At 69.7% G+C, this 10,961-nt stretch carries 12 protein-coding genes; 5 read left to right on the plus strand and 7 right to left on the minus strand.

Going from position 1 to position 10,961, the window contains the following annotated elements; translation table 11 throughout:
• Positions 1-42: 42 nt before the first annotated feature.
• The 6 genes from CITRI_RS0112060 to CITRI_RS0112085 form a co-directional block, all read right to left on the minus strand.
• The gene (locus CITRI_RS0112060; RefSeq protein ID WP_010145087.1) at positions 43-999 is read right to left on the minus strand and encodes a zinc-binding dehydrogenase; all 957 of its coding nucleotides are present in this window, start codon (positions 997-999) and stop codon (positions 43-45) included.
• Positions 1,000-1,167: 168 nt separating this feature from the next.
• Positions 1,168-1,734, minus strand: a complete 567-nt coding sequence (locus CITRI_RS0112065; protein WP_010145088.1) for a hypothetical protein — start codon at positions 1,732-1,734, stop codon at positions 1,168-1,170.
• Between the two features lie 3 nt (positions 1,735-1,737).
• Entirely contained in the window at positions 1,738-2,307 is a 570-nt protein-coding gene (locus CITRI_RS17595; protein WP_010145089.1) for a hypothetical protein, read from the minus strand.
• Between the two features lie 214 nt (positions 2,308-2,521).
• Entirely contained in the window at positions 2,522-2,725 is a 204-nt protein-coding gene (locus CITRI_RS0112075; protein WP_010145090.1) for a cold-shock protein, read from the minus strand.
• Between the two features lie 248 nt (positions 2,726-2,973).
• The gene (locus CITRI_RS0112080; RefSeq protein WP_010145091.1) at positions 2,974-3,237 is read right to left on the minus strand and encodes a GlsB/YeaQ/YmgE family stress response membrane protein; all 264 of its coding nucleotides are present in this window, start codon (positions 3,235-3,237) and stop codon (positions 2,974-2,976) included.
• Between the two features lie 158 nt (positions 3,238-3,395).
• Complete coding sequence (locus CITRI_RS0112085; RefSeq protein WP_010145092.1) at positions 3,396-4,682, minus strand: MFS transporter; 1,287 nt, start codon at positions 4,680-4,682, stop codon at positions 3,396-3,398.
• Positions 4,683-4,932: 250 nt separating this feature from the next.
• Between CITRI_RS0112085 and CITRI_RS17600 the strand changes: the two genes are divergently transcribed.
• From CITRI_RS17600 to CITRI_RS0112105, 4 genes are all read left to right on the plus strand, one after another.
• Entirely contained in the window at positions 4,933-5,457 is a 525-nt protein-coding gene (locus tag CITRI_RS17600) for a hypothetical protein (protein WP_010145094.1), read from the plus strand.
• 64 nt (positions 5,458-5,521) lie between these two features.
• Entirely contained in the window at positions 5,522-7,267 is a 1,746-nt protein-coding gene (locus CITRI_RS0112095) for a dihydroxy-acid dehydratase (RefSeq protein ID WP_010145095.1), read from the plus strand.
• Complete coding sequence (locus CITRI_RS17605) at positions 7,264-8,142, plus strand: NAD(P)-dependent oxidoreductase (RefSeq protein WP_010145096.1); 879 nt, start codon at positions 7,264-7,266, stop codon at positions 8,140-8,142. Before CITRI_RS0112095 ends, CITRI_RS17605 begins: the two co-directional genes overlap by 4 nt.
• Before the next feature lie 427 nt (positions 8,143-8,569).
• Positions 8,570-9,721: an MBL fold metallo-hydrolase gene (locus tag CITRI_RS0112105; protein WP_010145097.1), complete on the plus strand. Its 1,152-nt coding sequence runs from the start codon at positions 8,570-8,572 to the stop codon at positions 9,719-9,721.
• Positions 9,722-10,552: 831 nt separating this feature from the next.
• On the opposite strand, the gene CITRI_RS20275 is transcribed toward CITRI_RS0112105, so the two are convergent.
• Positions 10,553-10,798: a hypothetical protein gene (locus tag CITRI_RS20275; RefSeq protein ID WP_029139281.1), complete on the minus strand. Its 246-nt coding sequence runs from the start codon at positions 10,796-10,798 to the stop codon at positions 10,553-10,555.
• Here CITRI_RS20275 and CITRI_RS20280 point away from each other — a divergent pair.
• Positions 10,797-10,961 (plus strand): BCCT family transporter (locus CITRI_RS20280; RefSeq protein ID WP_237709059.1); only part of this gene is annotated, 165 nt, incomplete at its 3' end. The genes CITRI_RS20275 and CITRI_RS20280 overlap by 2 nt on opposite strands.

The following is a 10,961-nucleotide window of genomic DNA, read 5'->3' on the forward strand; positions in this document are numbered from 1 at the left end:
ACGGGAGTGCGGCCTTCTCCGTGCTACCTCACTCGCACGTCCTCACTCGTACATCGCGATGAACCGGCCGATCACGCCGCCCTGGCGCAACTTGTCGATCGCCTCGGGGATCTCGGCGTGGGAGATGTGGTTGATCGGCGGGGTGAGCTGGCCGGAGCGCATCAGCTCGTAGATGCCCGCCAGGTCCTCCTTGGTGCCGGACTTCGAGCCCTTGATGCTCAGCTGGTTGACGATCAGCGGGTAGGTGTTGATCGTCGACTCCAGCCGGCCCATGCCGACCTGCACGAGCGTGCCGAACTCCGCCAGCGTCTCGAGCGCGGCGGCGGTGGTGGTGCCGAAGCCGGCATAGTCCACGATCAGCTCCAGGCCCTTGTCCTTGAAGGCGTCGATCGAGTCGGCCACCCCGGCCAGTCCGATCTCGTCGGCCAGCTTCTGGGTCTCGGGGTTGATCTCGGCGCCGTAGACCTCCGCGCCCGTCAGTGCGGCCACCCGGGCGCCGATGTAACCCAGCCCGCCCAGGCCGATCACGCCGACCTTCATGCCCTTCTTCGCCCCGCCCACCGTCATGATCGCGTGGTAGGAGGTCAGGCCGGCGTCGGTGGCCATGGCCCCGAGGTCAAAGGGGACCTCGTCCGGCAGGGCGACGAGGTTGTCGTCCGTCGCACGCAGCTTGGGGGCGAAGCCGCCGTCCCACTTCCCGTAGCCGAGCGCGTCGCCGTCGGACATCACCGGGGCCAGGCCCACGCGGTCCCCGACCTTGCAGTGTTCCATGCCCTCGCCGACCTGGCTGATCACGCCGGCCGACTCGTGGCCCATGGTGCGCGGCAGGCCGTGCTGGAACAGTGCCATCCAGCCGGGATCGTCGATGGTGGTGACGTCCGAGTGGCACACCCCGGAGGCCTTGACGTCCACGACCACCTCACCGGGGCCGGCGGTCGGCTCCGGGACCTCGTTGAGCTCCAACGGCTGGTCCGTTCCCACGAATTGCCAGGCCTTCATGCCATCAACCTCTTTCCACACTGAACTGCGGGGCGATGTCCGTCCCGGCGTCGCCCTCGTCGGCGGCGCACACGGCCAGCGTAGACCCGGGTGAGGTGGCGGATCTGGGGCCTCCGCTACCGGCGCAACCCTGCCCCGGTCCCCGCTCCGATCATCCCGGGGCGAGGGTCAGGGCGCGGGGACGACCTCGGCCAGGCTGGCGGCACCCTCCCCGGCGGGGGCCTCCAGGTGCAGCTGCACCCGCTCGCCGCCCTCGGCGGTGAACGCCGTGTTGACCACGTCCCGCCCGCACCGCAGACGACTGGCGGAGACCTCGAGGTCGTCCACCGTCAACCGGTAGCGCATCCAGCCGTGGCCGGCGCAGGCGGCGTGGACCACGTAGGTCACCCCGGCCTCGGCCGGGGTCAACGTGGCGGCGACGACGCGGTGTTCGGAGCCCTCGGCCACGGCGATGGCGTCCTGGCGCCGCTCACTGACGGTGAACTCCTCCCCCGCCGCGCCCGGAGCCCCGTCGGCGCCCGGGTCGGGGGTGGTCTGCCCGCTCGCGACGGGGGTGGCGGGGGTGGCGGCGTCACCGGGACGGGTGGGCGTGGCGGCCTGGGGCGAGGCCACGGAGCAGGCGACCAGCAGGGCGCCGGCCGCGGCGAGTCCCAGGATCGTGGGCAGCGCGCGCACCCGGCCACGCCGCAGACCGGGAGTCAGTCCGCCTGCACCGGCGCCCGGGCCCGCGTCCATGGCCTAGCTCCCCGTCTCCCAGTAGTACCAGCCCTCGGAGTCACTGGGGTACTGGATCCTGCCGCTGGCCAGCGTGGTGCGGGTGCAGTCCCGGTTGATGCGGAACTTCTGGTACGAGACCTCCTGGCCCCAGGAGACGTACCGGGCGTTGCCGTACTTGTCCCGGGAGATGTGGCGCTCATAGGTGTTCGTGGAGGCGGTGGAGTTGCTGCTGGCCAGGGACCGGCTCAGGGATGCCGTGGCACGAGCCAGTACCGCGCCGACCTCGGCCTCCGCACCGGCCACGACCTGCGCGGAGACGCTGCCCGAGTAGGACCGGGCGACGACCATCTTCCCGCCGGGGCCGTTCTTGAACGTCGGCACCCCGCTGAAGGGCATGCGCACGCCCTTGCTGGCCAGCGAGTAATTCGTCTGGGTGACGCAGCAGACGCCGGTCGGGGCGCTGTCCGGGCGGGAGGTTAAGCTCCCGACCATGCAGGCGTCGGTTTCCGATGAGGCGGTGGCGGGGGCCAGGAGCGTGGCGCTCAGGGACAGGGCGGCCAGCACTCCCACGGCCCCCCGGTGAATGGACATTGTCTACTCCGGTGGAACGTGATAGATGCCCTCATGATGAAATCATTGCTTCACACCGTCAATGGACATTGCGTACCGATCCGGTAACGAGGCACCAGCGATCTCCCGGGAGACGGCGGCGGCGCGCGGGTGAACCGCGCAGCCCGGTTCCCGGGCACAGCAAAGCGGCCGCCCTCCCGATGGGGAGAGCGGCCGCTTCGTGCGTCTGACTAGATCAGAGCGGGCGGACCGAGGAGGCCTGCATGCCCTTGGCGCCCTGGGTCGCCTCGAACTCGACCTTCTGGTCCTCCTGGAGCTCCTTGAAGCCGGAGCCCTCGATGGCGGAGAAGTGAACGAAGATGTCAGCGGAGTTGTCGTCCGGGGAGATGAAGCCGAAGCCCTTCTCAGCGTTGAACCACTTGACGGTACCGGTGGCCATGGTGGCCTCTTTTCTTTCGGGGTGTATACCCACTGAAGGTTCCAGCGGGGGCGAAGCGGCATGTTGCGAACCGCTTCTCGACGCCCCGTTCAGCCCCGAGGGGCTGCCCGGTCCGCAAATCTGACGGACTTACTGCTACTACTACTTCTGGTACCACCGTACGGCACAAATCGTCAGGGACCTAATGCGCTCCCCGACGCGCGGTGAATGCCCGCGCCCACCGGCGGACCGGCGAGCGCGGGCAGCGGTCAGCGGGTGTGCGTGCGCTTGCGCCCCACCAGGGTCTCCGCGACGCCGATCAACAGCACCGCGGCGATCACGGCCACCACGAAGCCCAGGACGTTGAGCTCGAAGATGTCCCCCGTGCCCAACAGGTTGGCCACCACACCGCCGATCACCGAACCCGCCAGCCCCAACAGCAGGGTGGCCACCAGGCCGAGGTTCTGCTTGCCGGGCTTGATCAGGCGGGCAAGGGCGCCGATGACAAGTCCTGCCACGATAAATCCGATCACACTGGGTCCTCTCTCGATGATGAACTGGTCTGTTCCGGCCCCGATGAACCGGGTCTCGCCTCATCAGGGCCGACTATCGAACCTAGCGGACATCTTCGTCGACGCCGCACGCGAACCGGTGTGACGTTCGTTCCGGGGCCGCGGCCGGGACGCCTCCCCTAGGGGGTTGGGGCCGCGAGTTCGTCGTCGATGTACCCCGGGCGGCTGGCACGGAATCCGGCGAGGGCCATGGCCACGGTCCCGGCGACCAGGGCCAGCAGGATCACGGACCACTGGCCGGTGATGTCATAGACGATGCCGACCAGCAGCGGACCGGCCGCAGCGACGAAGTAGCCGAACGGCTGGACGAACCCGGACAACCGGGCCGTGACCAGCGCGGTCCGGCTGCGGGCGGCGATCAGGGCCAGTGCGGTGGGGAAGCAGAACCCGCCCAGGCCCAGCAACAGCGCCCACAGCAGCGGCATCAGGTCCGCGGCGACGTACAGCCCGAGATACCCCGTGGCCGAGAAGGCGGAGAACAGGACGGGGAACAGGGTCAGGTTGTGCACCCGGCTGATGAGGAAGGGCATGACCAGGCCGCCCACGATGTTCAGTGCGCCGATCAGTGCCAGGGCAACGGCTCCCACCGAGGCCGGGGCTCCACTGTCGATGTAGATCTGCGGTAGCCAACCCATCTGCACGTAGGCGTTCATCGACTGCAGTCCGAAGAACGCCATGAGGAACACCGCCGTCGGGGCCCTCCACAGCGAGCCGCCCGGTTCGGCCCCGCTCACGCTGACCGACGGGAAGTCGAAGCCGGTGCGCGCCGAGACGATCACCCACACCACCACCTGCACGGCCGCGAACGAGGCCCAGACGAACAGGGCCCACCGCCAGGAGTCCTCGCCGTGGAAGAACAGGGCGCTCAGCGGGCCGACGGCACCCGAGACCCCCAGGACCCCGGTGTACACCGTCATCAGCGCCACCGTGCGGCGCCGGCCGTGGTTCTTGATCCAGGCCGGCAGGAGGACGTTGGCCAGGGCGATGCCCGCCACCACGAACGCGGTGAGGACGATGAACACCCAGATCTGCCCCACCCAGGGGCGCACCGCCAGGCCGATCAGGGTGAGGACCATGCCGGCCGTGAGCGCGGTGCTCAACCCCAGCCGTCGCGCCAGCGGAACGGCGGCCAGACCCATCAGTGCGAAGAACAGCCCCGGGATGGCCGTCACCACTCCGGCCAGCCAGCCGGCGGCGTCGAAGGCGTCCAGGACACCGCCGAGGACGGGGCCCAGGGAGGCGATGCCGGCGCGCAGGTTGATGGCCGCCACGAAAACGGCGATCACGGCCAGCAGGACCGGGACGGTTCCCAGGGTGCGCCGCTGGTGCCGTGCATCGCCGACCGGCAGCGAACCGTCCGCTGCACGAGCAACGCCCTGCCGGTCGCGGGGAGCGAGGAATCGCACAGCGCCTTCTTTCATCGATCAGCAGGTCACGGGCCGCCCGGACGCATGCGGGCGGAGTCTACTCCCCATGATGCCCACGACCCGGGGCGGGCTCGCTGCCACCTACTGCGAGCTGCCCCGGGGCGCACGACGCGGAGGGGCCCAGCGTCCGACGAGGGAGGCCCGGCATGAGACCGATCTCACCACCTCTCGCCATCACCCCTCGTCACGATTGTGATGGCGGTCACAACGTCAGCTAAGCTGGTGCATCATGAACGGGAACGATGTCACGCGGGCGCTCGATGAGCTGTTCGAGACTCAGGTGATCAATCACGGGGACTACAGCGTGGTCTACGCGGAGTCCTGCACCCCCGGCACGGCCCTGGTGATCGGCTATCGCCACACGCCCCTCGAGCTCGTGCTCGTCCCGGTCGAGCTGACGCACCTGCCGCACTCCGGTGGCGACGCGCCCCGCGTGACGGCCCGTGCGTCCGGCCCGGTCTCCAGCATCGACCTGTCGAACGTGGCCACCCTGGCGGACACCGGCACCGGGTACCGCGTGGAGACCGTCACCGGGTTCCGCACCGGTTTCGAGGTCGAGGACACCGCGCACATCTCCGTCGGCACTGCTGCCGACGAGTTCAGCGACGACCCGGTGATGCTGCAGCAGGACCAGGAGGCCGAGGACTTCCACGAGTTCATGAGCCACTTCATGGACGTCCTGGACGGGTTCTATCAGGTGCCCGAGGCCCCCGAGTTCCTCGAGGACGCCTCCGCGCACTCCCTGGCCGCCTGAGGGCGTTGAGGGATCCTGGGCTCGGTCACCGCCGAGCCACTGTCATCTGCTCAGGAGGATCCTGATGTCCCAGGAGGGAATCGGCCGCGGCGGCGGCGCGCTGTTCCGCGGCCAGGGCCAGGACGGCCTGCTGCACCGGGCGTTCCTGCGCGGTGAGGGGTTCAGCGCCGAGGACGTGCGCCGCTCCCCCGTGATCGGCATCGCCACCACCGCCAGCGAGCTCAACCCCTGCAACGCGGGGCTGCCCTCGCTGGCCGAGGAGGTCAAGGCCGGCGTCCGCGCGGCCGGCGGCCTGCCCCTGGAGTTCCCCACCATCTCGATCTCCGAGCCGTTCTCCCGGCCCTCGAGCATGTACCTGCGCAACCTGCTGTCCATGGACGTCGAGGAGATGGTGCGCGCCTCCCCCATCGACGGAGTCGTCCTGCTCGGCGGCTGTGACAAGACCATTCCCGCCCAGATCATGGGCGCACTCAGCGCCGGACTGCCCGCCCTGGTCGTCGCCGCTGGCCCGCGGCCGGTGTCCTGCTTCGGGGACAATCCCGAGTTCACCGTGGACGATGTCTGGCCCCTGTGCGAACAGCGCCGCGTGGGAGCGCTCGACGACGGCGCCTGGGAGAGGCTCGAGGGTTCCGTCAACGTGGGGGTCGGGACGTGCAACGTGATGGGCACGGCGACCACGATGGCGGCGGTCGCCGAGGTGCTCGGCTTCGCCCTGCCCGGTTCGACCCTGCCGGCGGCGGCGAGCCAGGCCCGCCGCGCGGTGGCGCGGGACACCGGGGAGGCGATCGTGGCCGCCGTCGGGCGCGGGGAGGTGCCCGGCGGGCTGGTGACCATGCGGTCCCTGGAGAACGCGCTCCGGGCGATCACGGCGATGGGCGGGTCCACCAACGCGGTGATCCACCTGGAGGCGATCGCCGGGCGGGCCGGGCTGCGGATCGGGCAGGAGCGGCTGGACGAGTGGTCGCGCACCACCCCGGTGCTGGCCGACGTGAGGCCCGGCGGGCGCTACCTGCTGGAGCAGCTCGAGCAGGCCGGTGGCGTGGTGGAGGTGCTGCGCCGGCTGGGCGAGCGGATCCACCCGGAGGCTGTGGCGGCCGGTGGGCGCACGTGGGGCGAGGTCCTCGCCAACACTCCCCCGGCGGACGACCATCCGGCGCTGCGGAGCGTGCAGGACCCGGTGGCGCCGCGGGGCGCACTGCGGCTGATGCGCGGGTCCCTGGCCCCGGAGGGCTGCGTGATGAAGCTGGCCGCCGGGGCGCCGGCCCGGCACCGGGCCCGGGTGGTGGTCTTCGACGGGCTGGAGGACTTGCACGCCCGGATCGACGACCCGGACCTGGACATCGACGCCGGCACGGTCCTGGTGCTGCGCGGGCTCGGGATGGTCGGGGCGCCGGGGATGCCGGAGGTCGGGCACCTGCCCATCCCGGCCAGACTGCACCGCCAGGGCGTGCGGGACATGGTGCGGATCTCGGACGCGCGGATGAGCGGGACCTCGACCGGGTCGGTGGTGCTGCACGTCAGTCCCGAGTCCGCCGTCGGCGGGCCGCTGGCGCAGTTGCGCACCGGGGACGAGGTGGTGATCGACGCCGAGGCCGGTGAGCTCAATCATTGCGTCCCGGAGGAGGAGTTCGCCGCCCGGGAGCCGGTGGCCCCGCCGCCACTGCCGGCCCGGGGTTTCGCCCGGCTGCAGGCCCAGCACGCCCTGCAACCGCACGAGGGCTGCGACCTGGACTTCCTGGTCGCCGTGCCGGACGCGACCGAGCGGATGAGGTCACCCGAGCCGACCGGTCAGATGAAGGAGCGCGCATGAGCAGCATCGGGTTCATCGGCGCCGGGGCAATGGGTGAGCCCATGGCCGCACGGTTGCAGCAGGCCGGGCACGACGTGCTCGTCTGGGCGCGCCGCCCCGAGCGGGCGCGCGAGTTGCAGGACGCCGGGTTCGCGGTCGGGACGCTGGAGGACGTGCTGGCACGACCGGTGCTGGTCAGTTGCCTGCGGGACGCGGCGGCGGTTCGGGAGGTCTTCCTCGACGACGACGGCGCCGCTGTTTCTACTCTGCGCGCCGAGCTGGTCATCGAACACGCGACGGTGGACCCTGCCACGGCGCGGGAGGTCGCCGCGGCGCTGGCCGCGCACGGGATTGACTACGTGGACGCGCCGGTCTCCGGTGGGCCCGCCGGTGCCGCCGCGGGGACGCTCGTGGCGATGTGTGGCGGCACGGACGAGGCGGTGGCTGGTGCGCGGCCGTTTCTCGAGGCGATGTGCGCGCGGATCGTGCACGTGGGTGGGCCGGGCACCGGGGTGGCGGTCAAGCTCGTCAACCAGCTGCTCGTGGCGGTGCACTCGGTGGCCGCGGCCGAGGCGGCGGCGCTGGTGCGGACGCTGGGCGTCGATCCCGAGGTGACGCTGGAGGCGCTGATGGGCGGGTGGGCGGCCTCGAAGCGGCTGGAGTTGCAGTTCATCGACTCGGTGGGCGGGAACGTCGAGCCGGACGGCGCGGGGCTGGAGAAGTTCCTCAAGGACCTCGACCTGGCGGACGAGGCCCTGGCCGGCGCCGACGTCGCCAGCACGCTGTTGTCCGGGATCCGGAGGACGTGGGAGACGGCGGCCGCAATGCACCCCGAGGCGGGGTTCGCCGCGCTGACAGAGGCGTACGCTGCACACCCGGACGAGATGGCGGAGTAGCACGACGCACCCATCCGCGGCAGATACGCGACTGCCCGAACGCCGCCCGGGTGCTGCAATCTCGAATCCGGACTTTGAGTTTGCAGTCTTGGCGCGCCAGGCGGTGTGCTGAGTCCTGGATTGAGGTGGGTGGCCTATGCCCCCGGTGGCCGCCTCGCGTTTCCGAACTCTGTCCGAGCCCCGGGCATCTGAGGTTCACTAGGATCCATATTTCGACTAGCTCAATGCGCCGCAATTAAGTATGGGAAACAGTACACACGGTGCCGCTGCCCGCGTCAGAGCGGAGACATACTTGGTGATCAATCCATACCCGTGTTCCACGCTCTGAGGTGTTTCCATACCTGAATCCCGCCCTGATACTGCTTATTCGCAGAGGGTCTCACGCCGTCGAGCCCTCGGCCTGGCCTCCGCCCTCGGCCTGGCACCGGTGATCACCGCGTGCACGCCGGGCGGGGATGAGCCGCAGGCCACGGGAGGGACCGGTGGCGCGGCCGGGTCGGCCAGTGCCACCTCATCGGTCACCGCAGGCGCCGGGCGTGCGCCCCTGACCACCGATGCGACGAACCGCCTGGTGCTGCTGGGCACCAGCGGTGGCCCGCCGTGGTGGAATGACTCCCACCGGGAGGGCGTGGCCTCGGCGATCGTGGTGGGTGACAAGTACTACCTCGTGGACGCCGGGGACGGGGTCGGCAAGCAGATCAAGAAGGCCAGGCTGGGCACCTGGGACAAGGACATGCGCGGCCCGCTGGACGCCCTGGTCGCCGTGTTCCTCACCCACCTGCACTCGGACCACATCTCCGACCTCTGCAACCTGGTCGGCACCGGCCTGCAGAACGGGGTCGCCGTCCCGGACCGGGTCCTGGAGATCTACGGCCCGGGCGACCGTGGAGCCCTGCCGGTGAACTACAAGGGTGAGAGCATCCCCGCCGACCAGGTCGTGAATCCGAAGAGCCCCACGCCGGGCACCCGGGAGACGATCGAGGCCATGATCAAGACCTTCGCCACCGACTTCAACGACCGCATCATCGACTCCGGGTACCCGCCGCCGCGTGACTTCTTCGTGGGCCGGGACATCGAACTGCCCGCCGGCCTGATCGATGACCCCAACGGGGACCCCCACCCGCGCATGCGCCCGATCGAGGTGTTCGAGGACGACCGCGTCAAGGTCACGGCCACCCTGGTCCAGCACGCCCCCGTCTTCCCGGCCTTCGGCTTCCGCTTCGACACGGACTCGGGTTCGGTCACCTTCTCGGGGGACACCGGTCCGAGCGAGAACCTAGTGGAACTGGCCAAGGGCTCGGACATCCTGGTGCACGAGGCCATTGCCGCGCAGTGGGTCGCCCAGCGCCACCCCGAGCCACGCGATGCGGCAGCCGAAGCGGAATACCAGCACCTGATCGGGGCGCACACCACCATCGAGGACATCGGTTCGATCGCCGAGCAGGCCGGGGTGAAGAAGCTGGTGCTCAATCACCTGGTGCCGGGCAACTGGCCGGTCGAAGAATGGCAGAAGGCCGGGACCGGCTTCTCCGGCGAACTCGTCATCGGAGAGGACCTGGACGCGATCGCCATCGGTTGAGCCCGGCGGCAGGAGCGTCCGGCGGGGCACAACGCTCTCACCGGGCATAAGCATTGGTCATCGCAAGCCGTCGGACAGACCTGGCCCGCCGGATCTTCTCCGTCCCGGGAGTGTTCGGCCTACTAGTCCTGTTCGATCCCAGGAGAGGCGGACGCCATCGACCGGGTCGGGTGGAACCTGCCACCCGCCCCGGGGAACGCCGGTGCACCCGTAAACCGCGACTCCCGTTGTTGGCTGGGCCGTTTTCTCGACCGCCATGCCGGTACACACAAGGGGCACAGCCGGTCCGCCCCAAGCCATGTCTCAGCCACCCTCGTTGGGGCAGGGAACGTGATTCCGGGAACGCCGGATGAGTAGGTCTTGAGCGTGACCGGGTGCCCGGCCACGCTTAACGAAAGAATCATTATCGGCTTGTGGAAGCGCGGCAATTAGTGGGCAGGATCCACGCTATGCAGTGATGTTTAAGCGGTGGTAAATAAGTCCAGCGCATCGCTTGCTGGTCGCCTCGAAGCGTCTTGTTGGGTGTCAATTTTCTGTCCGGTCGGCTCGGCGTCCTGAGATGGGTCGAATTCGCCCAGGGTGGTCACTGAGGGTCCACTGATGTCGCAGGCGATGGCGCCTAGGACCCTGAGATTCGGTGACGAACATTGGGCCACCGGGTCCGCGGACCTGCCGAGAGTAGACTCAGGCAGCCTCCGGTCGTACTTTTGGCTTCAACATCGGACGCTCCGATCCCGTCGGAGGGGGCGGTGATCGTGCGGTGTGGGTCGACCTTGAGGTCATTCACCTGTCGCACAGCAGAGGAGCACGACCGTGTCCGAAGCAGAAGGCTCAGCCTCCCGCCCCCGCCGCCAGTCCGAGGGTCACCTCGAGCGCACCCGACTCGGCGGGACCGATCCGGCCGTGGACCGCCGGCGGATCCGGCAGAGCCGCGGGGACGAGTTCCGCGCCCCCCCTCACCAGCAGCGAACTGGTCCGGGGACCGTCCGAGATCAACGTCGACACCACCCCGCGGGTCAACTGGCGGGTCCTGGTCGTCTCCTCGGCGATCATCATCGCGTTCTCCGTCTGGGCCATGCTCGCCCCGTCCAACGCCTCGTCCGTGATGCAGTCCGTGGTCACCTGGATCGCCACCAACCTCGGCTGGTACTACGTGGTCACGGTCGTCGCCGTGATCGTGTTCATCCTGTGGGTGGCGCTGTCCAAGGAGGGCAAGGTCCGGCTCGGACCGGACCACTCG

Origin of the sequence: Citricoccus sp. CH26A, assembly GCF_000224415.1 — a bacterium.
In the GTDB taxonomy this organism is placed as follows: Bacteria; Actinomycetota; Actinomycetes; order Actinomycetales; family Micrococcaceae; genus Citricoccus.

Bases quoted from the DNA above. Each gene is read 5' to 3' on its own strand.
- CITRI_RS0112060 (WP_010145087.1), bottom strand. From the start codon at position 999: ATGAAGGCCTGGCAATTCGTGGGAACGGACCAGCCGTTGGAGCTCAAC.
- CITRI_RS0112065 (WP_010145088.1), bottom strand. From the start codon at position 1,734: ATGGACGCGGGCCCGGGCGCCGGTGCAGGCGGACTGACTCCCGGTCTG.
- CITRI_RS17595 (WP_010145089.1), bottom strand. From the start codon at position 2,307: ATGTCCATTCACCGGGGGGCCGTGGGAGTGCTGGCCGCCCTGTCCCTG.
- CITRI_RS0112075 (WP_010145090.1), bottom strand. From the start codon at position 2,725: ATGGCCACCGGTACCGTCAAGTGGTTCAACGCTGAGAAGGGCTTCGGC.
- CITRI_RS17600 (WP_010145094.1), top strand. From the start codon at position 4,933: ATGAACGGGAACGATGTCACGCGGGCGCTCGATGAGCTGTTCGAGACT.
- CITRI_RS0112095 (WP_010145095.1), top strand. From the start codon at position 5,522: ATGTCCCAGGAGGGAATCGGCCGCGGCGGCGGCGCGCTGTTCCGCGGC.
- CITRI_RS17605 (WP_010145096.1), top strand. From the start codon at position 7,264: ATGAGCAGCATCGGGTTCATCGGCGCCGGGGCAATGGGTGAGCCCATG.
- CITRI_RS20275 (WP_029139281.1), bottom strand. From the start codon at position 10,798: ATGGCCCAGACGGAGAACGCGATGATGATCGCCGAGGAGACGACCAGG.